General features: G+C 73.4%; 25 protein-coding genes and 1 pseudogene. 7 read left to right on the top strand and 19 right to left on the bottom strand.

Going from position 1 to position 25,292, the window contains the following annotated elements; genetic code table 11:
* Positions 1–3 precede the first annotated feature (3 nt).
* The 3 genes from sdhA to F2B26_RS03150 all read left to right on the top strand — a co-directional run bounded on the left by sdhA (position 4) and on the right by F2B26_RS03150 (position 3,499).
* Entirely contained in the window at positions 4–1,839 is a 1,836-nt protein-coding gene (gene sdhA / locus F2B26_RS03160) for a succinate dehydrogenase flavoprotein subunit (protein WP_159806327.1), read from the top strand.
* Positions 1,839–2,630 (top strand): succinate dehydrogenase iron-sulfur subunit, encoded by a 792-nt coding sequence (locus F2B26_RS03155; RefSeq protein WP_159806325.1) that lies wholly within the window; start codon positions 1,839–1,841, stop codon positions 2,628–2,630. Before sdhA ends, F2B26_RS03155 begins: the two co-directional genes overlap by 1 nt.
* A gap of 77 nt (positions 2,631–2,707) precedes the next feature.
* A complete protein-coding gene (locus tag F2B26_RS03150; RefSeq protein ID WP_159806323.1) occupies positions 2,708–3,499 on the top strand; it encodes a phosphotransferase enzyme family protein in 792 nt (263 codons plus the stop codon).
* 39 nt (positions 3,500–3,538) lie between these two features.
* On the opposite strand, the gene F2B26_RS03145 is transcribed toward F2B26_RS03150, so the two are convergent.
* From F2B26_RS03145 to sigE, 6 genes are all read right to left on the bottom strand, one after another.
* Positions 3,539–4,468 carry a YihY/virulence factor BrkB family protein gene (locus F2B26_RS03145; RefSeq protein ID WP_159806321.1) on the bottom strand — a complete coding sequence of 310 codons (930 nt, stop codon included), beginning with the start codon at positions 4,466–4,468 and terminating at the stop codon, positions 3,539–3,541.
* 9 nt (positions 4,469–4,477) lie between these two features.
* The gene (locus tag F2B26_RS03140) at positions 4,478–5,053 is read right to left on the bottom strand and encodes a 2'-5' RNA ligase family protein (protein WP_159806319.1); all 576 of its coding nucleotides are present in this window, start codon (positions 5,051–5,053) and stop codon (positions 4,478–4,480) included.
* Positions 5,050–6,069 carry a tryptophan--tRNA ligase gene (trpS, locus tag F2B26_RS03135; protein WP_159806317.1) on the bottom strand — a complete coding sequence of 340 codons (1,020 nt, stop codon included), beginning with the start codon at positions 6,067–6,069 and terminating at the stop codon, positions 5,050–5,052. The genes F2B26_RS03140 and trpS overlap by 4 nt, the downstream gene beginning before the upstream one ends.
* A 51-nt stretch (positions 6,070–6,120) precedes the next feature.
* Positions 6,121–6,474, bottom strand: a complete 354-nt coding sequence (locus tag F2B26_RS03130) for a twin-arginine translocase TatA/TatE family subunit (protein WP_159806315.1) — start codon at positions 6,472–6,474, stop codon at positions 6,121–6,123.
* 145 nt (positions 6,475–6,619) lie between these two features.
* Entirely contained in the window at positions 6,620–7,528 is a 909-nt protein-coding gene (locus tag F2B26_RS03125) for an anti-sigma factor family protein (RefSeq protein WP_159806313.1), read from the bottom strand.
* Positions 7,528–8,133 (bottom strand): RNA polymerase sigma factor SigE, encoded by a 606-nt coding sequence (sigE, locus tag F2B26_RS03120; protein WP_159806311.1) that lies wholly within the window; start codon positions 8,131–8,133, stop codon positions 7,528–7,530. The genes F2B26_RS03125 and sigE overlap by 1 nt, the downstream gene beginning before the upstream one ends.
* Before the next feature lie 98 nt (positions 8,134–8,231).
* On the opposite strand from sigE, the gene F2B26_RS03115 reads away from it, so the two are divergent.
* On the top strand, positions 8,232–8,864 hold the full coding sequence (locus tag F2B26_RS03115; protein WP_159806309.1) for an O-methyltransferase: 633 nt from the start codon (positions 8,232–8,234) through the stop codon (positions 8,862–8,864).
* A 28-nt stretch (positions 8,865–8,892) separates the two neighbouring features.
* Here the strand turns inward: F2B26_RS03115 and F2B26_RS03110 are convergent, their stop codons facing one another.
* From F2B26_RS03110 to dapE, 5 genes are all read right to left on the bottom strand, one after another.
* Entirely contained in the window at positions 8,893–10,389 is a 1,497-nt protein-coding gene (locus tag F2B26_RS03110; protein ID WP_328698648.1) for a leucyl aminopeptidase family protein, read from the bottom strand.
* A 112-nt stretch (positions 10,390–10,501) separates the two neighbouring features.
* Positions 10,502–10,669: a DUF3117 domain-containing protein gene (locus F2B26_RS03105; protein WP_159806305.1), complete on the bottom strand. Its 168-nt coding sequence runs from the start codon at positions 10,667–10,669 to the stop codon at positions 10,502–10,504.
* Positions 10,670–10,803: 134 nt separating this feature from the next.
* Complete coding sequence (locus F2B26_RS03100; RefSeq protein WP_159806303.1) at positions 10,804–12,063, bottom strand: hypothetical protein; 1,260 nt, start codon at positions 12,061–12,063, stop codon at positions 10,804–10,806.
* Positions 12,060–12,869 (bottom strand): LOG family protein, encoded by an 810-nt coding sequence (locus F2B26_RS03095; RefSeq protein ID WP_159806301.1) that lies wholly within the window; start codon positions 12,867–12,869, stop codon positions 12,060–12,062. Before F2B26_RS03095 ends, F2B26_RS03100 begins: the two co-directional genes overlap by 4 nt.
* 28 nt (positions 12,870–12,897) lie before the next feature.
* On the bottom strand, positions 12,898–13,989 hold the full coding sequence (gene dapE, locus F2B26_RS03090; RefSeq protein ID WP_235929472.1) for a succinyl-diaminopimelate desuccinylase: 1,092 nt from the start codon (positions 13,987–13,989) through the stop codon (positions 12,898–12,900).
* Between the two features lie 66 nt (positions 13,990–14,055).
* Here dapE and dapD point away from each other — a divergent pair, with 66 nt between their 5' ends.
* Positions 14,056–15,003: a 2,3,4,5-tetrahydropyridine-2,6-dicarboxylate N-succinyltransferase gene (gene dapD, locus F2B26_RS03085; protein ID WP_159806297.1), complete on the top strand. Its 948-nt coding sequence runs from the start codon at positions 14,056–14,058 to the stop codon at positions 15,001–15,003.
* Between the two features lie 3 nt (positions 15,004–15,006).
* Positions 15,007–15,873: a hypothetical protein gene (locus F2B26_RS03080; protein ID WP_159806295.1), complete on the top strand. Its 867-nt coding sequence runs from the start codon at positions 15,007–15,009 to the stop codon at positions 15,871–15,873.
* Positions 15,874–16,020: 147 nt separating this feature from the next.
* Here the strand turns inward: F2B26_RS03080 and F2B26_RS03075 are convergent, their stop codons facing one another.
* The 3 genes from F2B26_RS03075 to fdxA all read right to left on the bottom strand — a co-directional run bounded on the left by F2B26_RS03075 (position 16,021) and on the right by fdxA (position 19,018).
* Positions 16,021–17,331: a citrate synthase gene (locus F2B26_RS03075; RefSeq protein WP_159806293.1), complete on the bottom strand. Its 1,311-nt coding sequence runs from the start codon at positions 17,329–17,331 to the stop codon at positions 16,021–16,023.
* 210 nt (positions 17,332–17,541) lie between these two features.
* A complete protein-coding gene (gene dapC, locus F2B26_RS03070) occupies positions 17,542–18,681 on the bottom strand; it encodes a succinyldiaminopimelate transaminase (RefSeq protein WP_159806291.1) in 1,140 nt (379 codons plus the stop codon).
* A gap of 10 nt (positions 18,682–18,691) precedes the next feature.
* Positions 18,692–19,018 carry a ferredoxin gene (gene fdxA, locus F2B26_RS03065; RefSeq protein ID WP_159806289.1) on the bottom strand — a complete coding sequence of 109 codons (327 nt, stop codon included), beginning with the start codon at positions 19,016–19,018 and terminating at the stop codon, positions 18,692–18,694.
* A 43-nt stretch (positions 19,019–19,061) separates the two neighbouring features.
* Here fdxA and F2B26_RS03060 point away from each other — a divergent pair, with 43 nt between their 5' ends.
* Entirely contained in the window at positions 19,062–19,313 is a 252-nt protein-coding gene (locus tag F2B26_RS03060; RefSeq protein ID WP_159806287.1) for a putative acetyltransferase, read from the top strand.
* Between the two features lie 30 nt (positions 19,314–19,343).
* Here F2B26_RS03060 and F2B26_RS03055 read toward each other — a convergent pair whose 3' ends face one another.
* The 5 genes and pseudogenes from F2B26_RS03055 to F2B26_RS03035 form a co-directional block, all read right to left on the bottom strand.
* Positions 19,344–21,719, bottom strand: a complete 2,376-nt coding sequence (locus tag F2B26_RS03055) for a VanW family protein (protein WP_159806285.1) — start codon at positions 21,717–21,719, stop codon at positions 19,344–19,346.
* 83 nt (positions 21,720–21,802) lie between these two features.
* Positions 21,803–22,291: a flavin reductase family protein gene (locus tag F2B26_RS03050; protein WP_235929471.1), complete on the bottom strand. Its 489-nt coding sequence runs from the start codon at positions 22,289–22,291 to the stop codon at positions 21,803–21,805.
* On the bottom strand, positions 22,288–22,671 hold the full coding sequence (locus tag F2B26_RS03045) for a DUF6113 family protein (RefSeq protein WP_159806283.1): 384 nt from the start codon (positions 22,669–22,671) through the stop codon (positions 22,288–22,290). Before F2B26_RS03045 ends, F2B26_RS03050 begins: the two co-directional genes overlap by 4 nt.
* An 18-nt stretch (positions 22,672–22,689) precedes the next feature.
* On the bottom strand, positions 22,690–24,606 hold the full coding sequence (gene typA, locus F2B26_RS03040) for a translational GTPase TypA (RefSeq protein ID WP_159806281.1): 1,917 nt from the start codon (positions 24,604–24,606) through the stop codon (positions 22,690–22,692).
* A gap of 136 nt (positions 24,607–24,742) precedes the next feature.
* A pseudogene (locus F2B26_RS03035) lies at positions 24,743–25,292 on the bottom strand (hypothetical protein); the annotation flags it as partial.

The following is a 25,292-nucleotide window of genomic DNA, read 5'->3' as shown; positions in this document are numbered from 1 at the left end:
TTGATGCAGACCCATGAGTACGACGTGGTGATCGTCGGTGCCGGCGGTGCCGGTATGCGGGCAGCGCTGGAGTCCTCCGTGCGCACCCGGACCGCGGTCATCTCCAAGCTCTACCCGACCCGCTCCCACACGGGCGCGGCGCAGGGCGGCATGTGCGCCGCCCTGGCGAACGTCGAGGAGGACAACTGGGAGTGGCACACCTTCGACACCGTCAAGGGCGGTGACTACCTCGTCGACCAGGACGCCGCTGAGATCATGGCCAAGGAGGCCATCGACGCCGTCCTCGACCTGGAGAAGATGGGGCTGCCGTTCAACCGGACGCCCGAGGGCCGCATCGACCAGCGCCGGTTCGGCGGTCACACCCGCAACCACGGCGAGGCCGCCGTGCGCCGTGCGTGCTACGCGGCGGACCGCACCGGCCACATGATCCTGCAGACGCTCTACCAGCAGTGCGTGAAGAACGACGTCCAGTTCTTCAACGAGTTCTACGTGCTCGACCTGCTCGTCGACCACGACCTCGCGGCCGGGCAGGTGCCCGACCACGAAGAGGTCAACGTCGCCGGGGTGGTCGCCTACGAGCTGGCCACCGGCGAGATCCACGTCTTCCGGGCCAAGTCGGTGGTCATGGCCACCGGCGGGGCCGGGCGGATCTACAAGACGACCTCGAACGCCCACACCCTCACGGGGGACGGCATCGCCCTGGCCTACCGCCGCGGGATCCCGCTGGAAGACATGGAGTTCTTCCAGTTCCACCCGACCGGTCTGGCCGGGCTCGGCATCCTGCTCTCCGAGGCGGCCCGTGGCGAGGGCGCGATCTTGCGCAACTCCACCGGTGAGCGCTTCATGGAGCGGTACGCCCCCACCATCAAGGACCTGGCGCCGCGCGACATCGTCGCCCGGTCGATGGCCAACGAGGTGCGTGAGGGGCGCGGCTGCGGCCCGCACAAGGACTACGTGCTGCTCGACCTCACACACCTCGAGCCGGCGCACATCGACGCCAAGCTGCCGGACATCACCGAGTTCGCCCGCACGTACCTCGGCGTCGAGCCCTACACCGAACCGGTGCCGGTCTACCCGACGGCGCACTACCTCATGGGTGGCATCCCGACGAACGTGCGCGGCGAGGTGCTGCGCAACGGCACGGACGTGGTCCGCGGGCTGTACGCGGCCGGTGAGTGCGCCTGCGTCTCGGTGCACGGCTCGAACCGGCTGGGCACCAACTCCCTGCTCGACATCAACGTGTTCGGCCGTCGGGCCGGGATCGCTGCTGCCGAGTACGCCGTCGACGCCACGCTCGTGGACCTGCCCGAGTCGCCGGCGGCGACGATGAGCGCCGAGCTCGAGGCGATCCGCACGCGGCAGGACGGGGAGCGGCCGGCCGACATCCGCCGGGCGCTGGCCGAGACGATGGACGCCAACGCCCAGGTGTTCCGGACCGAGGAGTCGCTCACCCAGGCGCTCGCCGACATCCGGGCGCTGGCCAGGCGCTACCGCTCGGTGAGCGTGCAGGACAAGAGCCGGGCGTTCAACACGGACCTCCTCGAGGCGGTCGAGCTCGGCTTCCTGCTCGACCTGGCCGAGGTGGTCGTCGTGGGCGCGCTCAACCGCAAGGAGTCCCGCGGTGGGCACTTCCGTGAGGACTACCCCAAGCGCGACGACGCCGGTTTCATGCGGCACACCCTGGTGTACCGCCGCCCGCTGACCGACGGCCCTGCCGCGGTCGACGGCGACTCCGACGGTCCGTTCGCACTCAGCTCGCAGTCCGACGGGTACCAGCTGGTGCTCGGCTCCAAGCCGGTCTCCGTCACCCGCTACCAGCCGATGGAGCGCAAGTACTGATGACCGCCACCCTCGAACCCGCAGCCAGCACCGCCGTCGGCGAGGTGCCGACGTTCCAGGTGACGCTCAAGATCGCCCGGTACATCCCGTCGGACGCTCCGGCGCCCGCCTACGGCGAGCCGGTCCCCGCGGGGACCGCCCGCTGGGACGAGTTCCAGCTCACCGTGCACGGCACCGACCGGGTGCTCGATGCGCTGCACCAGGTCAAGTGGGACCTGGACGGCACGCTCACGTTCCGCCGCTCGTGCGCGCACGGCGTGTGCGGGTCCGACGCCATGCGGATCAACGGTCGCAACCGGCTGGCCTGCAAGACGCTGCTCAAGGACCTCGACCCGTCCAAGCCCATCACGATCGAGCCGATCAAGGGCCTGCCGGTCATCAAGGACCTCGTCGTGGACATGGAGCCGTTCTTCGCCTCGTACCGCGAGATCATGCCGTTCCTCATCACGGGCGCGAACGAGCCGACCAAGGAGCGCCTGCAGTCCCAGACCCAGCGCGACCGGTTCGACGACACCACCAAGTGCATCCTGTGCGCCGCGTGCACCACGAGCTGCCCGGTGTTCTGGACCGACGGGCAGTACTTCGGCCCGGCGGCCATCGTCAACGCCCACCGGTTCATCTTCGACAGCCGCGACGAGGGCGGGGCGCAGCGCCTGGAGATCCTCAACGACAAGGAAGGCGCCTGGCGCTGCCGGACGACCTTCAACTGCACCGACGCGTGCCCGCGCGGCATCCAGGTGACCAAGGCCATCCAGGAGGTCAAGCGTGCGGTGATCACCCGCACGTTCTGACCCCGGCACCGGTTGCGGCTCCCCTCCCCTCGCGGGTCGGGAGCCGCAGCCGTCTGTGCACACGGCACGATGGGCAGGTGCACACCTGGGACGGACCGGACGGGCCGGAGGAGCCGCTGCCGGGCGGGCAGGTCGGCGGCGCGACACGGATCGGCGACACCGTGCGTCGGCCCACCGGGCCGTGGACGCCGGCGGTGCACGAGCTGCTCGACCACCTCGACCGCCGTGGTCTGCCGCTGGTCCCCCGGGTGCTGGGGATCGACCGCCAGGGCCGGGAGGTGCTCAGCTACCTGCCCGGGCAGGTGCTCGAGGTGAGCCCCGACTCGCTGACCCCGGCGCGGATCGCCTCCGCCATGGCCTGGTTGCGCCAGTTCCACGAGGCCGTCGCCGACTTCCCCCGCAGCACGCGCCGCTGGCGGTTCGTCGAGCGTCCGCTGGCGGAGGGCGAGATCGTCTGCCACCACGACGCCGCCGTCTACAACCTCGCGTTCGACGGCGACCGGCTGGCGGGGGTGTTCGACTGGGACGTCGCCGGTCCGGGGGTGCCGCTGGACGACCTGGCGATGTTCGCCTGGAACGGCCCGCTGGTCGCGCTGCGGGGCGAGAGCCCGTGCGATGAGCAGGACGTGCACCGAGCCGCCGAGGCCCTGCAGGTGATGGCCGAGACCTACGGCGAGGTCGCACCGACCGCCGTCCTGGACCAGGTCGAGCGCCGGATGACTGCGGCCGCCGAGCGGATCGAGGCCGGTCAGCGGGCGGGCGACCCCGGCATGCTCCGGCTCGGCGAGGTCGGTGAGCCCGCCGCCACCCGTCGTCGGCTCGCGGCGTTCGTCTCCCACGCCCCCGAGGTGCTGCGCGCACTGGGATGACGGTGGCCCCGCCAGGGCGCCCGCCGCGTCCGGCAGGGCTCAGGTCGCGTCCGGTACCTGCGAGGACGGTTCCTGCGGGGCTGCGGGCGCGGGTGGGTCGGCCGTCCAGGCCGCCGCCATGAGCAGGATCCGGGCGCCCAGGTTGACCCACACGAGCAGCACCACGATCGCCGCGAACGGTGCGAGCAGCGGGTTCCCGGCCACGCTGCCGGCCACCACGGACGTGCCGAGCATCCGCGTCGCGCCGAGCCCGACCGCGGCGATGAGCGCACCGCCGAGCAGGTCGCGCCGCGCCGGCCGCACCGACGTGAGCACCCGCAGCAGCAGCACGAACAGCCCGGCATCGACGACGAACGAGACGAGCGGCGCGAGCACCCGGACCAGCACCTCGGTGCCCCCGGACCAGCCCAGCGCACCGAGCAGCGCCTGGGCGAGCGCGGTCACCCCGAGGGTGAGCGCGGAGGCCAGCAGCACCGTGAGCGCCAGCCCGGCCGTCGCGGCCAGCTGGCGGAGGCGGCCGAGCACCACGTTGCCCGGTGCGGTCACACCGACCATCGCGCGCAGCCCGGTCTGCAACGCACCGACCGCGGACAGGGCCGACATCACGAGGGTGACCAGGGCGATCGCACCGGCCAGCGTGAACCCGGTGCTCAGCCGCAGCGTCGTCGGGTCGACCAGCCCGTCCCCGTCCCCGGTGTCGACCACCCCCGGCAGCGCCGCGCCGACCGCCCGGACCACCGCCGTGCGCAGCGCCTCGTTGTCGCCGAGCACCGCCATGAAGATGCTGAAGCCCAGCGTGAGGGCGGCGAACACCGAGAACAGCGTCGCGTAGGCGATCCCACCGGTGAGCACCCCGCCGCCGGCAGACCCGAACCGGGCGTTGGCGCGGCCCACCCGCGTCCCGGCGAACCAGCGCGCGAGCCGTCTGGCCCGGTCGAGCAGCCCGGCCGGTCCCCACCCGCGGTCCATGCCCCGAACCTACGGGCGCGCGGAGGGCCCGGCACCTGCACCGGACGCGCCGGTGAGCAGGTACTCCCGAGCCGGCCGCCACACGCCGTCGTCGGCGAGCACGTAGCGGTGGAACCGGTCGACGAGGAACGTCGCCTCGAACCCCGCCAGGCCGTCGAAGGCGAGGTCCAGCGCCTCGTCGTCGAGCTCGTGCGCGACCGTCACGTGCGGGTGGTACGGGAAGCGCAGCTCCTGGGCGAGCGGACCTGTGCGCACCCGGCGCTCGAGCTGCTCGCAGTCCGCCAGACCGCGCACCACCTGGACGAACACCACCGGCGAGACCGGGCGGAAGGTTGCGGTGCCGCGCAGCTGCATGACGAACGGTCCGCGCGCGGTGGCCACGGACTCCAGGTGCGCGTCCACCTCGTCGAGCACGTCGACCGGCATCGCGGTCGGCACCAGCAAGGTGACGTGCGGCGGGATCTGCCCTGCGGCCGGGTCGCCGAACCGGGCGCGCGCCGAGACCAGCGCCGGCCCGTACGGAGGCGGCACCGTCACCGCGATCCCGATGCAGACCTCGTCGCCCGAGGTCTCCGGAAGGTTCACCGCGGACCGGAGGCCGGCAGCAGGCCGGTCACCTCGTAGAGCCGGTCGAGGGTCTGGGCCGCGAGCGTGCGTGCCCGGGCCGCACCGTCGGCGAGCACGTCGTCGAGCGCGGCACTGTCCGCCAGCCAGCCGCGCACCCGCTCGCCGAACGGCTCCAGCACACCGAGCACCACCTCGGCCAGCTCCTTCTTGAGGTCGCCGTAGCCCGCGCCCTCGAAGTGCGCCACCAGGTCCGGGATCGACGTCCCCGACAGCGCCGAGTGGATGGTGAGCAGGTTCGAGACCCCCGGCTTGGTGGCCGGGTCGTACCGGATCTCCCGGTCGGTGTCGGTGACCGCGGACCGGATCCGCTTGGCCACCACCTTCGGGTCGTCCAGCAGCTCGATGAGACCGTTCGGGCTGGCCGCCGACTTGCTCATCTTGGCCGTCGGGTCCTGCAGGTCGAAGATCTTCGCCGTGGCCTTGACGATGTAGGGCTCCGGCATGACGACGGTGCCCTCACCGAACCGCGAGTTCAGTCGCTGGGCGAGGTTGCGGGTGAGCTCCAGGTGCTGACGCTGGTCCTCCCCGACGGGCACCAGCGCCGCGTCGTACAGCAGGATGTCGGCGGCCATGAGCACCGGGTAGGTGAACAGGCCGACGTTGGCCGTGTCGGCGCCGTAGCGGGCGGTCTTGTCCTTGAACTGGGTCATCCGGCTGGCCTCGCCGAACCCCGTGTGGCACGACAGCAGCCAGGCGAGCTGGGTGTGCTCGGGCACGTGCGACTGCACGAACAGCAGCGAGCGGGCCGGGTCCACGCCTGCGGCCAGGTACTGCGCGGCGGTGGCGCGGGTGCGCGTGCGCAGCACCGCGGGGTCCGGCGACTGGGTGAGCGCGTGCAGGTCCACGACGCAGTAGATGGTCTCGTAGTCCGCCTGCAGGGCCACCCACTGGGTGAGGGCACCGAGGTAGTTGCCGAGGTGGAGCGAGTCCGAGGTGGGCTGCATCCCCGAGAACAGACGTGGGCGGACGGTCATCGGGGTGAGGCTCACTCTCTTGGTAGGACGAGACGGTCGGACGGCCAGGGCTCAGGTCGCCTCGTCGTCGTAGGCGACCGGGCCGGCCGGCGTCGGCTCCGCCACGGGCTTGACGGCGGAGGTGGCCGCCGGCCTGGCCGCCGGTGCGGACAGGTCCTCGGCGAGCGCCTCCCGGACGATCCGACGCGGATCGTACCGACGTGGGTCGAGCGCCTCCCAGTCGAGGTCCGCGCCCGCGTCACCCAGCTCGGTCGTGACCCGCTCGCGGGTGTCCCGCAGCAGCAGGCGCCCGCGGCGGACGAGCTGGGCCAACTGCTCGGCGTAGCCCGGCAGCCGTTCCGGCCCGATGACGATCGCAGCGATCACCAGCAGGATGAGGAACTCACCGCCGTTGATCCCGATCACCGGGACAGGCTACCCGGGTCGGCTGGCACATCGAAGGCCCCCAGACCAGAGGGCAGGCCCGCCACGGACATGCCCGGACCGGACCGGGCCCGCCGCGCGGGCGGCACGACCCGGCGTCCGGCGGCCGGCAGCCCGCAGCCGTCCGTCAGGATCCCGTGACCGTGCCGGCGACCGTCGTCCAGCCGCGCACCAGGCGCGCCGTCACGCCGTCGTCGTAGGGCGCCGCGGGGAAGGCCGCGACGAGCGCGTCGACGCCCTGGTCCTCGTCCGGTGCGACCACCTCGACCACGGTCGAGCCGGCCTGCCAGACGGCCACCCACGGCGCGTCGCTGAGCACGACGACCTCACGCCCGGCGACCTGCCGCACGCTGCCGGTCGCCGCCAGGTCGGGGTCGAGCCGCCCCCGCTGCTCGGTGACGACGGCCGTGGTGCCGTGACCGGCGACGTCGACCTCGAGCACGCCGTCCCGCACCCACCCGGTCGACGTGACGGACCAGCCCTCCGGCAGGTCCTGCGGGAGCAGCCAGCCGGCGGCCCGCAACGAGGCCTGGTCGTCGACGGCGGCCGCGGGTGCGGCGGTCGACGCATCGGCAGCGTCCGCGAGCAGACTGAGGGCCGCCGCCGGATGTGTCGCGGGCGAGACGACCGGCTGGGCACCGAGCGCGAACAGCGCGGCCGCGAAGGCACCGATCCCCACCGCCGGGACGACGGCACGACGCGCCGGGTGACGCGCATCGACCCGCCCGCGCAGCGCCGACGGCGCGTGGTAGGCGCGAGCGATCCGGTCCCGCTCCGACAACGGGAGGAACGGGTCCGGTGCACGAGGCACCGGGACGGACTCGGCCCGCATCGACAGCAGCCGCGCTGTGAGGTCGTCCGGCGGCGGCGGCGCCGACCGGGCCACCTCCCCCAACGCGGCGCGCACCTGGCGGGCCTCCATGAGCTCGGTGGCGCACCGGCTGCACCCGGCCAGGTGCATGAAGGCCCGCTCCGCGTCGGCCGGGTCGAGCCGGCCGTCGAGGAGGTCGCTGATGAGCGGGCCCAGGTGCGCCATCAGACCACCGGCGCGCCCGTGGTCGCCAGGTGCTCGGTCGACAGCTCGGGCCGCCGGTGCGCGAGCGACACCCGCAGCCGGGCCCGGGCCCGGTGGATGCGCGAGCGCACGGTGCCCAGCTTGATGCCCAAGGTCACCGCGATCTCCTCGTACGACAGCCCCTCGATGTCGGCGAGCACGACGGCCGCGCGGTACTCCGGAGCCAGCTCGTCGAGCGCGCGCTGCACGTCGTCGTCGAGGTTGAGGTGCTCGTAGGCCCGCTCGGGCGTCTCCTCGAAGGAGGCCGACGGGTAACGGTCGGTGTCCTCCCCCATGAGCTCCATCCGGACCCGGGCCCGGCGCCGGGCGCCGTCGAGGAACAGGTTGGTGGTGATCCGGTGCAACCAGCCCTCGAAGGTGCCGGGGGTGTACGTGTGCAGCGAGCGGAACACCCGCACGAACGTCTCCTGCACCAGGTCCTCGGCATCGGCACGGTTGCCGGTCAGCCGGTAGGCCAGACGGTAGACCCGGGCGGAGTGCTCGCGGACGATCTCCTCCCAGGACGGCGCCGTCCAGGCGGCCTCCTGCGTCTGCGTCATGTGCCGATCCTCCTCGGTCCTGGTCATCACAACGCCCTCAGCCTGTCCCGCGTTCCCGAGAGTTTCCTGAGAATGCCCGGGGGCTAGGCTGATCGGGCCATCCCGACGATCGCCTGGAGCCCCCGATGTCCGCCGACAAGGCCCTCTCCTGGGCGTTCTGCGAGGAGTCCGCACCGCAGGACGACCTGCTGGCCCTGGCACGTGAGCGCGCCGCGGAGCTCGGGGTCGAACCGGTGAGCCCGGCGACCGGGTCGCTGCTCACCGTGCTCGCCGGTGCCGCGCACGCCCGCGCCGTGGTCGAGGTCGGCACCGGGACGGGTGTGGGCGCTCTGCACCTGCTGCGCGGCATGCCGTCCGACGGGGTCCTCACGACGATCGACGTCGAGGCCGAGCACCAGCGATGGGCCAAGCGCACGTTGACCGAGGCAGGCATCCGACCGACCCGGGTCCGCGCGATCTGGGGGCGGGCCGGCGACGTGCTGTCCCGGCTCACCGACGCCGCGTACGACATGGTCGTGCTCGACGGCGACCCCGAGGGCACCTCGGGCTACGTCGAGCACGGGGTGCGGCTGCTACGACCCGGCGGCCTGCTCGTCGTCGTGCACGCGCTGTGGCGGGACCAGGTCGGCGACCCGGCGCGCCGCGACCAGGCGACGACGCTGGCCCGCGAGGTCGGGCGCACCGTGCGCTCCGACGACCGGCTGTCCTCGACCCTGCTGCCGACCGGCGACGGCGTGCTCGTCGCCGTGCGCCGCTGACCTGCTGGTCCGTTCGGGGACAGGCGGGTCAGGGCCGGAACGACGGGTCGGACAGCAGACCCAGCAGCAGTCGCACGCCGTACCCGGTGGCACCCGCCGGCACCTCGTGCGCCTCGGCGGAGGACCGGGCCGGGCCGGCGATGTCCAGGTGCGCCCACCGGGTGCTCCCGACGAACCGGCGCAGCAGGAGCGCGGCCAGGATGGCGCCGGCACCGGCGTGCGGGTCGTGGGAGATCTGGCGCACATCCGCCACCGACGAGCCGAGCAGCTCCTCGTAGTCGTCCACCAACGGCATCCGCCACACCGGTTCCCCGGCGGCCTCGCCCGCCGACTCCAGCGCACCGGCCAGGGCGTCGTCCGCAGTGAACAGGGCGGCGTGCGTGCGCCCGAGGGCGACGGTCGCCGCACCGGTGAGCGTCGCGACGTCGAGCAGGACGTCCGGGGCAAGCTCGGTGGCGGCCCAGTCGAGGGCGTCGGCCAGCACGAGCCGGCCCTCCGCATCGGTGTTGGTGACCTCGACCCGGCGCCCGCCGTGCACCTGGACGACGTCGCCCGGGCGGTAGGAGGAGGCACCGAGATGGTTCTCGGCCAACGCCAGCACGGCGGTCACCCGGTGCCGCACCCCGAGCGCGGCCGCACCGAGCACGGTGGCGAGCGCGACGGCAGCCCCCGCCATGTCGGTCTTCATCGTGACCATCGACTCGCGAGGCTTGAGCGAGATCCCGCCGGTGTCGAACGTGATGCCCTTGCCCACCACGACGATGTGCCCGGTCTGCGTCCTCGCGGCCGGGTCCCAGGTGAGGCGCACCAGCCGGGGTCCGTTCGCCGAACCGCCGCCGACGGCCAGCAGCCCGCCGAACCCGCCGGCGACCAGCTCCCGCTGACCCAGCGTCTCGACGGTGAGCCCGGCGGCGCGGCCCCGACGGCCGGCCTCGGCGGCCATCCAGGCGGGGTTCTTCGTGCTCGACGGGGTCGCGGTGAGGTCCCGGGCCAGCCAGACGGCATCGGCCACCGCACGCGCCGCGGTCACCGCGGCACCCGCCCGGGTGCCGTCGCGACCGAGCAGCACGAGCTCGCCGACCGGGTCGGGGGCTGGCGTCGAGGTGCCCGGCGCCCGGTAGGGCGGGTAGGCGGCGAGCAGGTAGCCCTCGGCCACCGCACGAACGGCCTGCGCCGCGGCTGACGCCGGGTCCGCGGGGCGGACGCCCACGGTGGCGGCCACCCGACGCAACCCCCGGGCCTCGCGCGCCAGGGCCGCCCCGGCACGTCGCAGGTCGCGCGTCGACCCCGAGCCGGTGCCGACCAGGATGACGCGGGGCGGCAGACCGTCCCAGGGCAACGAGACGGCCGAGCCCACCGGACGCGGCAGCTGCACCGTGTGCGCCTGGCCGGCCGCACCCGTCAGACCGGCCCGTTCGGCCAGGTCGGCCAGGTCGATGCCGTAGCGCGCCGCCGCCGCGGCGGTCCCCTCACCGGGCTGGAGGTGGTCGTCACCGGCCGGTGCGGGGGCGACCGGGACAGCCACGGCGTCGACACTGCCGTCCGTCAGCAGCGGGGTCCCGGCGACGTCGCCGCCCGTCAGGCTCAGTGCCGGCAGCTGACGACCGCGTGCACGCCGTTCTGCCATCGGGGTGCGGTCAGCTGACGACAGAGGTCAGTGCCTCGCCCAGCTCGGCGGCCTCGGTGGCGTTGAGCTCCACCACGAGCCGACCGCCACCCTCCAACGGGACGCGCATGACGATGCCACGCCCTTCCTTGGTGACCTCGAGCGGGCCCTCGCCGGTCCTCGGCTTCATCGCGGCCATCGAACGGCCTCCCCTTCACCTCGTCGCGTCCCGGGCGGCCCACCTGCAGGCGTCAGACGCCGTCGTATGCACGACCGCCCGTGGTCCAGGGTCAAGTCTAGGTCACCTGGACCCGGGACCTGGCCCCGGACGGCTCACGGAGGCCAGTCGCCATGCGGGTTGAACAGCCAGATCTGGCGCACCCACAGCACCTGCAGGGCCAGCATCGCCAGCAGCAGCACCGCCAGCCACCGCCGTCGGGCACGCGGGCTCGAGGTCACGATGCCCACGCTCGCCGCACCCAGCGGGAAGGCCAGCAGCAGGAACCGGGCCAGGCTCGACCCCGGCTCGGCGACCGCGACGAGGTAGACGACGTAGGCGGCCGCCCACGCGTGCAGCTCCCGGCCGAGCCGCCACGCCGACGGCATGAGCAGGGTGAACGCCGTGAGACCCAGCCCACCGACCACGACGACGGGGGCCCACGCGCCGAACCAGTACTGCGGCACGTAGGTCCAGCCGAGGAACGGCTCGACGCTCTTCGCCCAGCGCCACGCCTCCTGGGTGCGCAGGTAGCCGTCCGGCACCCCGGTCACCCAGCCGCAGATGGCCGGCCACAGGAAGCCGGAGACGACGGCGACCACCGCGAGCGCGCCGATCCGCACGACGTCCGCGACCGGCAGGTCCTCCTGGCCGCGCCGCCGCGCCTGCCACCGCACCAGCCCGTGCACGACGACGACGACCGCCATCGGCAGGGCGACCGCGCGGGTGAACCCGAGCACGAGCACCACGAGCGCGGCCCACTCGTAGCGCCGACGGATGAGGAGCAGCAGGGCCGAGGCGATGAGCAGCAGCGCGAGCGACTCGGTGTACGCCGCCTGCAGCACGGCCGAGGTCGGGAACGCGCAGACCGTCGCCACCGTCGCGAGCGGCAGCCCCGGCCAGGCCGCGACCGCGCGCGGCGCACCGACCTGCACGACGCGGTGCACGACGACCATCGCCGCCGCACCCAGCACCGTCGCCACCAGCGGCGCGACCACGATCCAGGTCCCCGAGGTGAGCGTCATGACCGCCCGGACGAGCATCGGGAACGCGGGGAAGAAGGCCCAGGCGTTCTGGGTCACCAGGCCCGCCGAGTCCACCGGCAACGTGCTCGGGTAGCCGGTCTCGGCGATGGTGCGATACCACGTGCCGTCGAACAGGGTGGCCACGTAGTCCAGGTAGGGCGGCCGGGCCGGGGTCCACAGGTTCGCCCGCTGCACGAGCGCGACCCGCACGAACACCACGACGAGGAACACCCGGCTCACCGTGTAGACGGCGAGGGTCTGCACCCACCAGGGCCAGCGGCGGGGGTCGAACGCCGGGTGCGGGGCGCGCTCGACGAGGTCCGCCCCCCGCGGCACGGTCTGCTCGCTCAACGACCCTCCGCCGCGCGCTGGGCCGTCGCCGCCGCCTGCACCGCGGCCGCCTCGTCGGCGCGCAGCTGCTCACCGCGCTGCACGATGATCTGCACCGCCTCGTCGGGGTCGTCGGCCACCTGGAGCAGCTCCAGGTCGACCGGCGCGGCCATGTGCCCGCCGACCACCGCCTGCGCGAGCCAGTCGAGCAGGCCCTGCCAGTACGCCGAGCGCATGAGCACGATGGGGAACCCGGTCACTTTGTGGGTCTGCACCAGGGTGAGCGCCTCGAACAGCTCGTCCAGCGTGCCGAAGCCGCCCGGCAGCACGATGAACCCCTCGGCGTACTTGACGAACATGGTCTTGCGGGCGAAGAAGTACCGGAAGTTGACCCCGAGGTCGACCCACTTGTTCATGCCCTGCTCGAACGGCAGCTCGATGCCCAGCCCGACGGACAGCCCGCCGCCGTCCACCGCCCCGCGGTTGGCGCCCTCCATCACCCCGGGACCACCACCGGTGAGGACGGCGTACCCGGCCTGGGCGAGCGAGCGGCCCACGGCCCGGGCCAGCTGGTAGTCCGGCGAGCCCTTGGCCACCCGCGCCGAGCCGAAGACAGAGACCCCCGGCCCGATCTCCGCGAGCGCACCGAAGCCCTCGACGAACTCGCTCTGGATGCGCATGACGCGCCACGGGTCGTCCTGCAGCCACGCCGCCCCCTCCGAACGGGACAGCAGCCGCTGGTCGGAGGTCGTCGAGGGGATCTGCTCGCCGCGCAGCAGCACCGGACCACGCCGGTACTCGCGGGGGGAGGTCGTGCGTCGCGCCACGGGGGCAGCGTACGGCGCGCGGCTGAGGTCAGTCGGTCAGCCAGGACGCCAGCGCGGAGTGCACCGCCTCGATCTGGGCGACCGGGCAGCGTTCGTCGTCCGCGTGCGCGAGCAGCGGGTCACCGGGGCCGAAGTTGACCGCCGGCACCCCGAGGGAGCCGAATCGGGCGACGTCGGTCCAGCCGAGCTTGGCGGTCGGCGCACCGCCGGTGACGGCGAGCACCGCCTGGGAGAACTGCTGCGCCACCGGGTGGTCCAGCCCGGGCCGGGCACCGCCCGCGGCATCCACCACCTGCACGTCGAAGCCGTCGAACACCTCGCGCACGTGCGCGGCGGCCTGCTCGACCGACCGCGACGGGGCGAACCGGTAGTTCACCGTCACCACGCACCGGTCCGGCACGACGTTGCCGGCGGTGCCCCCGGTGATGCCGACCGCGTTGAGCCCCTCGCGGTAGAGCAGACCGTCCACCTGCACGTCCTGCGCCTGGTAGGCGGCCAGTCTGGTGAGCACCGGCGCCGCGGCGTGGATCGCGTTGACGCCCATCCACGAGCGGGCGGAGTGCGCGGCGCGCCCCCGCAGCTCCACCTCGGCCCGCAGGGTGCCGTTGCAGCCACCCTCGATCCCGCCTGCGGTGGGCTCGCACAGCACCGCGAAGTCGGCGGCCAGCCAGTCGGGGTGGGTGCGGGCAACCCGCCCCAGACCGTTGAGGTCGGCGGCGACCTCCTCGTGGTCGTAGAAGATCCAGGTGACGTCGCGGTTGGGCGTGGTGAGCGCGGCGGCCAGCGCGAGCTGCACGGCGACCCCGGCCTTCATGTCGACCGTGCCGCGCCCCCACACCACTGCCTCGTCGCCTGTCCCGACCACGTGCGAGGGCAGGTTCCCGGCGATCGGGACGGTGTCGAGGTGCCCGGCCACGGCGACCCGGGCGGCCCGGCCCAGCCGGGTGCGGGCCACCACCGTGTCACCGTCGCGCAGCACCTCGAGGTGGTCGTAGCGGCTCAGGGCGGCCTGCACCGCATCGGCCAGCGCCCGTTCGTCACCGCTCACCGACGGCAGGTCGCACAGCGCGCGGGTCAACGTGACGAGATCGGCCGACAGGTCCAGAGGTGCGTCGCTCACCTGCTCGACCCTACCGACCCGTGGGCACCCCCGAGGCGCCGGCCGGTCACGCCCTAGGCTGCGACCATGCCCGATCGCAGCGCCTGGGGTCATGGTCTGGCGACCGTGGCCGACGACGGCACCGTCCTGGACACCTGGTACCCGGCTCCGGCCCTCGGTGAGCCGCCCGCAGACGCCGCGCCGTCCGCGCAGCTGGCCGCCGCCGCCGCCCGACGCGACGACGCACGCGGGGTGGACGTCCGCCTGGTGACGACGGTCATCGACCTGGACACCCCACCGGCCGACGCCGCTGACGCCTACCTGCGGCTGCACCTGCTCTCGCACCGGCTGGTGCGACCCCGTGAGGTCGCGCTCGACGGCGTGTTCGGCGTGCTGGCCACCGTCGTGTGGACCGATGCCGGGCCGTGCGCGGTCGAGGGGTTCGAGGACACCCGGCTGCGGCTGCGTACCGCGCTGGGACGGCCCGTCGTCGTGCTCGGGGTGGACAAGTTCCCGCGGATGACCGACTACGTGCTGCCGTCCGGGGTGCGGATCGCCGACGCCGACCGGGTGCGGCTGGGTGCGCACCTCGCGCCGGGCACCACCGTGATGCACGAGGGCTTCGTCAACTACAACGCCGGCACCTTGGGCGTCTCGATGGTCGAGGGACGCATCTCCGCGGGGGTCGTCGTGGGCGACGGGTCGGACGTCGGCGGCGGTGCCTCGATCATGGGCACGCTGTCCGGGGGCGGCCGCGAGGTCATCACGATCGGCCGACGGTGCCTGCTGGGTGCCAACTCCGGTCTGGGCATCCCGCTGGGGGACGACTGCGTCGTGGAGGCCGGGCTGTACGTGACGGCCGGCACCAAGGTGACGCTCGTCGGCTTCGACGGCGGCCCGCGCACGCTCAAGGCTCGCGACCTCGCGGGCACGGACCAGGTGCTGTTCCGCCGCAACTCGCTCACGGGCGCGGTCGAGGCCGTCGCACGCACCGGGCAGGGCGTGGCCCTCAACCCGGCGCTGCACGCCAACTGACCCGTGGCCGCCCGACGCAGACCCCGGTTCACCCGGCTCCTCGCAGCCGTCGTGGTCCTGGCGTTCGGCGTCGCGTGCGTGCTCGTCGTCATCGCCTGGCTGGACGCCCGGCACCCCCGGTCGGTCGCGCGGGTGTGCACCGCGACGGTGGACGGCACCGCCTGGACGCTGTCGCCCGAGCAGGCGCAGAACGCCGCCGTCATCGCCGGCGTCGCCGTGCGGCGCGGGCTGCCGGCCCATGCCGTGACGGTCGCGCTGGCCACGGCGCTGCAGGAGTCTGCGCTGCGCAACCTCGACTACGGCGACCGGGACTCCCTGGGGCTGTTCCAGCAGCGGCCGTCCCAGGGCTGGGGCACCCCCGAGCAGGTCCGGGACCCGGTGTACGCCGCGGGCATCTTCTACGACCGGCTGGTCGAGGTGCCCGACTGGCAGACCATCGAGGTGACGCAGGCCGCCCAGGCGGTGCAGCGCTCCGCGTACGCCGACGCCTATGCCGCGCACGAGGCCGGTGCCCGCGCGTTCGCCACTGCGCTCACCGGGTGGTCGTCCGAGGCGCTCACCTGCACCCTCCCCCGGTCCGACGGGCAGCCGCCGGCTGAGGACCTGCCCGCGCGGCTGAGCCGGGACCTGGGGTTGGTGACCTCGTCCACCCCGGACGGCGGGTGGCTGATCGACGCGTCGGCACTCGCCCCGGCGGACCAGGGTGACCGTGCGGCGTGGTCGGTGGGTCAGTGGGCCGTCGCGGTCGCGGCGCAGGTCGGCGCGACCTCGGTGCAGGTGGACGACCGTCGCTGGGTGCGAGGTGAGGCCGGGTGGCAGCAGGCGGGTTCGGCGCTGCCGACCGGCCAGGTGCTGGTCACCCTCGGCTGATCCGGCGCGGCCGGCCTGCGGACGGGTGGTCCGGGGACGAGTGGTCCGGGCGCAGGGAGGGGCACCGGGGAGGTCGACCGGACGATCGTCGGCCCGGATATGGCTCGGCCCCGGCCGTGGGGCCGGGGCCGAGGGGTCCTGGGTCCGTCAGCGCGCGGCGACGGGGACGTAGGGGCGCTCGACCGCCCCGGTGTAGATCTGGCGCGGGCGGCCGATCTTGGTCTGCGGGTCGAGCATCATCTCGCGCCACTGGGCGATCCAGCCGGGCATCCGGCCGAGCGCGAACAGCGGGGTGAACATGGCCTCGTCGAAGCCCATCGCCCGGTAGATCAGCCCGGTGTAGAAGTCGACGTTCGGGTAGAGCTTGCGCGAGATGAAGTACTCGTCGGACAGCGCGATCTCCTCGAGGCGCATCGCGATCTCCAGGCGCGGGTCGTCGGCACCGAGCGCCTCGAGCACCTCGTGGGCGCTCTCCTTCACGATGGCGGCGCGCGGGTCGTAGTTCTTGTAGACCCGGTGGCCGAAGCCCATGAGGCGGACGCCGTCCTCCTTGTTCTTGACCCGGCGCATGAAGTCGGTCGCGTCGCCGCCGTTGGCCTTGATCTCGTCGAGCATCTTGAGCACGGCCTCGTTGGCACCGCCGTGCAGCGGGCCGGAGAGCGCGTTGATGCCGGCGGCGATCGAGGCGTAGATGTTCGCGTGGCTCGAGCCGACGATGCGCACGGTCGAGGTGGAGCAGTTCTGCTCGTGGTCGGCGTGCAGGATGAGCAGCTTGTCGAGCGCCTTGACCACGACCGGGTCCGGGGACCACTGCGAGTACGGGATCGAGAACGTCATGCGCAGGAAGTCCTCGACGTAGCCGCGGCTGTAGTCGGGGTAGAGCAGGGGCTCACCGCGCCGGGCCCGGTGCACGTAGGAGGTCACCGTGCGGACCTTGGCGAGGATGAGCACCGTGGCCAGCTCGACGGCCTCGGGGTCGAACGGGTCGAGCGACTCGGGGTAGAACGTGCCCAGGGCGTTCATCGCCGAGGCCATGACGGCCATCGGGTGCGCGTTCGAGGGGAAGGTGCCCATGAAGGTGCGGAAGTCCTCGTGCACCAGGGTGTGCCGGTTGACCCGCTCGGTGAACTGGTCGAGCTCGGCGGGCGTCGGCAGCTCACCGTTGATGAGCAGGTAGGCGACCTCGAGGAAGTTGGAGGACGCGGCCAGCTGCTCGATCGGGTAGCCGCGGTAGCGCAGGATGCCCGCGTCACCGTCGATGTAGGTGATCTTGGACTCGCAGGACGCGGTGTTCATGAACCCGGGGTCCACGGTCACCATGCCGGTGTCCCGCAGCAGGGTGCTCACGATGATCCCGTCGTTGCCCTCGGCCGCTGGGACCACGGGCAGCTCGAGTGTCCGCTCGTTCACGACGAGCTGAACCGGCGTCTGCGTGGGCGCGGTGACGAGATCCGTCATCTGAAACCTCCCGTATGTGGTCCGTCCGACGTTGGACGTGGACACGTCGCCGCGTTGACCCCTGCGGCGCTGTCGTGTGGCTGCACGCTACCCGGGGATTAGTCACTGTTGGTCTGGCACAGTGATTCGTCCTGGCGATTGTGACTCGACTCACAACATCTGTCTCGCCAGATGGGCCCTTCGCCTCATGCCCCCACAGCAGCGGATGTCTCAGGCTGCGTTCAACCGAGCCGCGGCCTGCCCGATCCGCTCGTCCGTGGCCGTGAGCGCCACCCGCACGTGCCGGCTGTCCCCGTAGAACTCGCCCGGCGCGACGAGGATGCCGAGCTGGGCCAGGTCCCGCACCGTCGCCCAGCAGTCCTGGACGCCCTCCGGCCGCACCCACAGGTAGAGCCCGGCGGCCGACCCGTCCACGACGTAGCCGGCCTGCTCGAACGCCGCCCGCAGCACCTGCCTGCGACGGCGGTACCGCTCGCGCTGGGCCGCCACGTGCTCGTCGTCGCCGAGCGCCGCGACCATGGCGTCCTGGACCGGCCCCGGCACGATGAGCCCGGCGTGCTTGCGCAGCTCGAGCAGCCGGCCGACCAGCGCCCGGTCCCCCGCGACGAACGCCGCGCGGTAGCCCGCGAGGTTGGACTGCTTGGACAACGAGTACGCCACGAGCAGCCCGTCCACCGAGCCGTCGACGACCCTCGGGTCCAGCAGCGACGGCACCCCGTCACGCACCCACGGCTCGTCCCAGGCCAGCTCGGCGTAGCACTCGTCGGCGGCGACCACGACGGGCCGGCCCGTCCTGCGCTCGGCGCGACGGGCGGCCGCCACGACGGCGCGCAGCTCCTCGACCCCGAGCACCGTGCCGTCCGGGTTGCCCGGCGAGTTGAGCCACACGAGGCGCACGTCGTCGTCGCCGTCCAGCTGTGCGGCCGGGTCCGTGCACGGGCGCGGCGTCGCCCCCGCCAGCCGCGCGCCGACGTCGTACGTCGGGTACGCCGCGGCCGGGTGCAGCACCACGTCACCGGCGCCCAGCCCCAGCATCGCCGGCAGCAGCGCCACGAGCTCCTTGGAGCCGACCGTCGGCAGCACCGCGGCCGGGTCCAGCCCCGGCACACCGCGCCGGCGGGCGAACCAGTCGACCACCGCCTCGCGCAGCGCAGGGGTGCCCGACGTCACCGGGTAGCCCGGCCAGTCGACCGCCTCCGCCAGGGCCGCACGCACCACCGACGGCGTCGCGTCGACCGGGGTGCCGACCGACAGGTCCACGATCCCGTCCGGGTGCGCGCGTGCCACCTGCGCCAACGGCGTCAGGCTGTCCCACGGGAAGGCGGGCAGGGCATCGGCGTGCAGGCCCACGGGTGCGAGGTCACTCCCCCTGGACGCGCAACGGCAGCGTCGCGATGAGCGGGTGGTCGGCGTCGATGACACCGAGCTTGGCCGCACCGCCCGGGGAGCCCAGGGCGTCGAAGAAGTGCACGTTCGCGTCGTAGTAGCCGGACCACTGCGACGGGACGTCGTCCTCGTAGTAGATGGCCTCGACCGGGCAGACCGGTTCGCAGGCGCCGCAGTCGACGCACTCGTCGGGGTGGATGTACAAGGAGCGCTTGCCCTCGTAGATGCAGTCCACCGGACACTCGTCGATGCACGCCTTGTCCTTGACGTCGACACACGGCTCGGCGATCACGTAGGTCACGGGCAGTCCTTCCAGGTGCAGAGGCCGACCTAGTATCCCTCACGTGGAGGCGACGACGAGTGGTCCGGCCGACAGGTGGCGCATCTGGCCGGTGGGGACGCGGGTCGTGGTGCGTCGGGTCCGCGACGACTCCCCAGGTCCGGGCGAGCCGCGGCTCACCGATGTGCTCGGGGACCTCGTGACGGTCGACGACGAGGGCCTGACGGTGCGCACCCGTCGCGGCGACGTGCACGTGCCGGCCGCCGACGTCGTGACCGCCAAGCAGGTGCCCCCGGCGCCACCGCGGCGGCACTGAGGCCGCCGCGGACGAGCTCGACGGGCTCGGTCAGCCGGCCGGTGCGGGCCCGCAGACCGTCTTGTTCTGCGGCTTGTAGGTCCAGTTCCACGTCTCGTTGTTGGCCACCACACCGTTGAGCGACGTGGTGCGGGTGACCGTCACGGCGAACCCGGGGTTGCCGGCGCCCGAGGCCTCGCAGCCTGGCGAGGTGTTGTAGACCGTGGTCGGCGGCACGACGTTGCGGCGCGGGCTCGTGGTCGTGTCGACCGTCCAGTACTTGGTGCCCCAGATCCGCACGTGGAGGCTGTTGTCCGCCACCCAGCCCTGCACGAGGGCGCCGTACGGGGTGTTGTTCTTCCACTTCATGTCCAGCTGCGGGGCGAAGATCGTCGCCTCGCGCCCTTCCGGGTACCGGGTGAAGTACTCGCTGTGCGGCTTGTGCTCGACCAGCTCGAAGCCGGCGAAGAAGGCCGCGTTGTAGGTGGTGGTGGACACCTGCGACAGGCCGCCACCCCAGGCGTCGGTGTGCTGCCCGTCGACGATCGCGCCGGCCTGCACGTAGCCGTGGGCCGCGTCGACCGGGCCGAGGGCGTCGGCGAGGCTGAACGTCTCACCGGGCCTGATGAGGGTCCCGGTGATGATCGCCGCGCCGTTGGCGATGTTCTTGGTGCGCTTCGGCTCGGAGGTGAGCGGCGTGGCGAACTCCCCCACGACCTCCTTGACGCCGAGCGCCTCGAGCGCGGCCGTCGACTGGGCCGGGTCCGTCGCCACCAACGAGACGGTGGCCTTGCGCTCGGGCGTCGTGCTCGCCGCGACCACCGCGGCGGACAGCGCGGCCGGGTCGATCGTCGTGCCGGGCGTGCCCGCCACCACGACCGGGCTGCCCGAGCTCAGGTCGAAGTGCGCATCGGCGGACGGGGTGAGCAGCGTGGGCAGCTGCGCGACGATCGCATCGCGCAGCTTGGCCCCGTCCAGGACGAGGGTGAGCGCACCGTCGGTCGCGGTGAACGTCGCGGCTCCGGTGAGGGTCGCCACCGACAGCAGGGCGGACGAGCCGCCGACCTCGACCTTGATCGCGCCGGCAGCCAGCGGAGTCGCCTGCGAGGTCATCGCAGTCTCGGCCGCCTGCTGGCTGATCTGCGGCGCCACCACCGAGGTCGGCAGCGTGAGCGGACCGGAGGTGGTGAGCCAGCCCGAGGTCAGCGTCTGGGTGCTGCCGGTCTGGTCCAGCGCCCAGCCGTCCTCCGCATCGGTGAGGTGCGGCGTGCCGTCGACGAACACGATGGTGCCGTCCACGGCGTCCTGGTGCAGGGTGTCCGACAGTGCGCTGAGGGCGGTGCCGAACGTCGTGTCGTCGACGACGGTCACCGGGGCGACCGCGCCACCGCCGACCACCTGGCGCCACAGCCTGGCGGGGTCACGCAGGTCGACGCCCACGAGCCGGCTCACCGTGGCGACGGCGTCGAGCTTCATCCCCGCGCCCACCGGGTCGAAGCTCGCCTGCTGGTCCTTCGCGACGACGGTGAGCGGCGCGGTCACCTTCCCGGCCAGACCGGTGGTGAGCGCCTCCTCGGCTCGGCTCGACGTCATGCCGCCGATCGCGACCCCGGCGACGGTGGTGCCGTGGGGCACCCGGTCGCCCAGCGCGTACGACGCGCCGACGTAGCCTCCGGCGAGCAGCACGAGCACACCACCGACGATCGCCAGCACCCGGGGCCAGCGGCGGGTGCGCGTCTCGGGCTCGAAGTCGTCGAGCGGTGACGGCTCCCGGTCGGCGACCGGGACCGGGCCCGGGGCGACCCGCACGGCGGCGGCCTGGTCCCCGGCCACCGTCGCCGGCCAGTGCGCCGATCCCCCGTCTGCGGCGGGTTCGACGGCAGCGGTGTTCGCTGCGGCGGGCTCGACGGCAGCGGGGTTCGCTGCGGCGGGCTCGACAGCCGCGGGGGTCAGCGCCGTGGGGGTCACCGCGGTGAGGTCCACGGCCGTGGCGGGCGTGGCGGTGAGGTCGACGGCCGCGGGTGCCACGGCTGGGGCCATGGCGGTGGGAGTCACGTCCGCGGCAGCCGGCTGGGCCGCGACGGCCGGCGGCACCGGCGTGGAAGCCGTGTCCTGGACCGGCAGCACCGCGGTCGCGTCGAGATCGATGGACGTCGAGCCGACCGCCGAGACCTCGACGCCCGGCGCGGGGACAACGGCGGGCTCCGCCTCGGGCGCGGACTCGACGGCCGGCTCCGCCTCCGGAGTGGACTCGACCGCCGGCTCCGGCTCGGGCGTCACCTGCGCAGCGGGCTCGTCGGCGGTGGCCTGCGGTTCTCCGGTGCCGGTCGGTTCGGCGGGCTGCACCGCACCGTCGGCGGCCGTGCCGCCCGGCTCGGGCTCCGACCCCTGGGACCGCCCGTTCGCCCCGACACCAGCCTCAGTCACGTCCACGCCTTCCCGCACCCTGCCAGCCCCCGATGCAGGCGCTCGACCGAGCCGAATTGTACGGTCCGCGCCTGTCCCGGCAATCAGCGCACGCCAGGTGTGCGCCCCCTCAGGTGCACCAGTGCACCGACTGTGGGTGCCCCCTCCTCGGCCACCAGCACGTCGCCCACGACGAGCACGTGGTCACCGACGACGTGACGCTGCACGGTCCGGCAGTCGAACCACGCCGCGGCGCCGGTGAGCCACCGCGCCGACGAGCTGCGCGCCGCCGTGGACGGCACCCGGTCCAGCTGGCCGAGGACCGGCCGGCCGGGCGAGGCGAGCCAGTCCGCCACCGAGCCCTGGTCGTCGGCCAGCACGCTCACCGACCAGGTCGGCTCGTCCTCGAGCGCCTCGGCGACCCGGGAGTCCTCGTGCAGCGCGACGCCCAGCAGCGGCGGGTCCTGCGAGAGCACGAGCACCGTGCTCACCGTCGCCGCATGCACCGTCCCGCGCCACGCCACGGTCACGACGCACACGCCCGAGGCCATCCGCGAGGCGACCGCCCGCAGCTCGACCGGGTCGACGCTCACTGCTCGGCGGGGACGGCGCGGGGCGGCAGCGGGGTGCGGTCGAACACGCGGCGCGGCACCGCGGCGACGAGCAGGGCAAGCCCGGCCGAGCCGATCATCCAGACCCAACCGATCGCCGCACCTGCCGGGATGAGCACGTCACCGCCCGGGCCGGTCCGAGCGAGCACCTGGACCACCACGAGGAGGCCGGCGACGTATCCCGCCCACGCCGACCAGCCGCGCCATGCGCGGGCGAGCACGCCGACCGAGACCACCAGCGCGAGCGCCGCGACCAGACCCCACGGCTGGTGCCCACGGTGCGCGACCGTGCCCAGCACACCCACGACGACGCCGAGCACGGCGGCGCCCAGCACGCCGATCGCCCTCCCGAACCTGGTCACGGCCCGGGACGATACGCCTCAGGCCCGCTTGGCGCGGGACGCCGCCTTGGCCCGGGCGTCCGCGGCGAGGATCACCTTGCGGATGCGGACGATCTCCGGGGTCACCTCGACGCACTCGTCCTCGCGGGCGAACTCGAGGGACTCCTCGAGCGTGAGGGTGCGCGGCGGGACGAGGTTCTCGAACACGTCGGCCGTGGACGACCGCATGTTCGTGAGCTTCTTCTCCTTGGTGATGTTGACGTCCATGTCGTCGGCGCGCGCGTTCTCGCCGACGATCTGGCCCTCGTAGACCTCCTGCGTCGGCTGCACGAAGAACGTGCCGCGGTCCTGCAGGTTGATCATGGCGTAGGGCGTGACGGGACCAGGGCGGTCGGCCACGAGGGAGCCGGACTGCCGGGTCTCGATGGGGCCGGCCCAGGGCTCGTAGCCCTCGGAGATCGACGAGCCGATGCCCGTGCCGCGCGTGTCGGTGAGGAACCGGGTGCGGAAGCCGATGAGCCCGCGCGAGGGGACGAGGAACTCCATGCGCACCCAGCCGGTGCCGTGGTTGGCCATCGTCTCCATGCGGCCCTTGCGCGCCGCCATGAGCTGGGTGACCGCGCCCAGGTACTCCTCGGGCACGTCGATGGTCATCCGCTCGACCGGCTCGTGCACCTTGCCGTCGACCAGCTTGGTCACGACGGTGGGCTTGCCGACGGTGAGCTCGAAGCCCTCGCGGCGCATCTGCTCGACCAGGATCGCCAGGGCCAGCTCGCCGCGGCCCTGCACCTCCCAGGAGTCGGGCCGGTCGGTCGGCAGCACGCGCAGCGACACGTTGCCGATGAGCTCGCGGTCCAGCCGGTCCTTGACCTGGCGCGCGGTGACCTTGTGGCCCTTGCCGCCCTTGCCAGCCAGCGGCGAGGTGTTGATGCCGATGGTCACGCTGATCGCCGGGTCGTCCACCGTGATGAGCGGCAGCGGACGCGGGTCGTCGGGATCGGTGAGGGTCTCCCCGATGGTGATGTCCTCGATACCGGCGACGGCCACGATGTCACCCGGGCCCGCGGAGTCGGTGGGCACCCGCTCGAGCGCCTTCGTCTCGAGCAGCTCGGTGATCTTCACGTTCTGGACGGTGCCGCCGTGCCGCACCCAGGCGACCTGCTGGCCCTTGCGCAGCGTGCCGTTGAAGATGCGCAGCAGCGCGAGCCGGCCGAGGAACGGCGAGGCGTCGAGGTTGGTGACGTGCGCCTGCAGCGGCGCGCCCTCGTCATAGGTGGGCGCGGGGATCTTGGCGAGGATGGTCGCGAAGAGCGGCTCGAGGTCCTCGTTGTCCGGCAGCCCGCCGTCGGCCGGCTGCACCAGGCTCGCCCGGCCCGCCTTGGCCGCGGCGTACACGACCGGCACGTCGAGCACGGAGTCCAGGTCCAGGTCGGGGACGTCCTCGTGCAGGTCGGACGCCAGCCCGAGCAGCAGGTCGGTGCTCTCGGCGACCACCTCGGTGATCCGGGCGTCCGGCCGGTCGACCTTGTTCACCACGAGGATCACGGGCAGCTTGGCCTCGAGCGCCTTGCGCAGCACGAAGCGGGTCTGCGGCAGCGGCCCCTCGCTCGCGTCGACCAGCAGCACGACGCCGTCGACCATCGAGAGCCCGCGCTCGACCTCGCCACCGAAGTCGGCGTGACCGGGGGTGTCGATGACGTTGATCGTCACCCCGTCGGGCTGGCCGAAGACCGCGGCCGACGGGCCGTTGTACCGGATCGCCGTGTTCTTGGCGAGGATCGTGATGCCCTTCTCACGCTCCAGCTCGCCGGAGTCCATCGCACGTCGCTCGACGTGGTCGTGGTCCCCGAAGGAGCCCGTCTGCCACAGCATGGCGTCGACGAGGGTGGTCTTGCCGTGGTCGACGTGCGCGACGATCGCGACGTTGCGCAGGTCAGGGCGCGTGGCGGTGGGCACGACGGATGCACGTCCTTCGAAGGTGGGAGAGCCCGCGACAACGGCAGGCACCTGGGCAGTCTACCGCCCCGTGCCGCAGCACCGGTCAGCGCCGTCGCACACCCCGGTCCGCTGGCGGCCGCCCCCGGCCCCCAGCTCAGTCGCGAGCCCAGGACCACCACGGGGACAGGTCGGCCGAACCCCAGGTCGGAGCCGTCAGACCGGTGAGCCTCGGCCCGTCACCGTCGGGGTCGGTGGCCACGAGCACCGGCTGACGCACCAGCGGGAGCACCACCGCCGACGCGGTCAACGAGGCGCTCACCTGGTCCAGCAGTGCGCGGGCCGCCGTCGGGTCGGTGGTCGTCGTGGCCTGGTCCAGCAGCGCGTCGAGCGCCGGGTCGGCGTGGCCGGTCACGTTCGTCGCCCCGCCGGAGCGCCAGCGGGCCACCACGGACGCGACCGGCAGCTCCCCCTGGGCCACCGGCACGAGGGCCACGTCCCATGCGGTCGGGTCCGACCAGAGCGTGGCCGCCAGGTCGCCGGTGTCGACGACCGTCACCGTGAAACCGGCGGCAGCGGCCTGGGTGGTGATCGACGCGGCGAGCGCGGCCCGGACGGGGTCGCCGGTGTCGACCAGCAGCCGGACCGGGGTCGACGCGGCCCGGGCCCCGGGGGTCGCCGACGCGGTCGGCACCGCGGCGGGGGCA

It is taken from the genome of Cellulomonas citrea (assembly GCF_009829685.1).
Lineage (GTDB): Bacteria > Actinomycetota > Actinomycetes > Actinomycetales > Cellulomonadaceae > Cellulomonas > Cellulomonas citrea.
The sequence above is the reverse complement of the archived record's forward strand: the minus strand, read 5'-3'. Positions and strand labels throughout refer to the sequence as shown.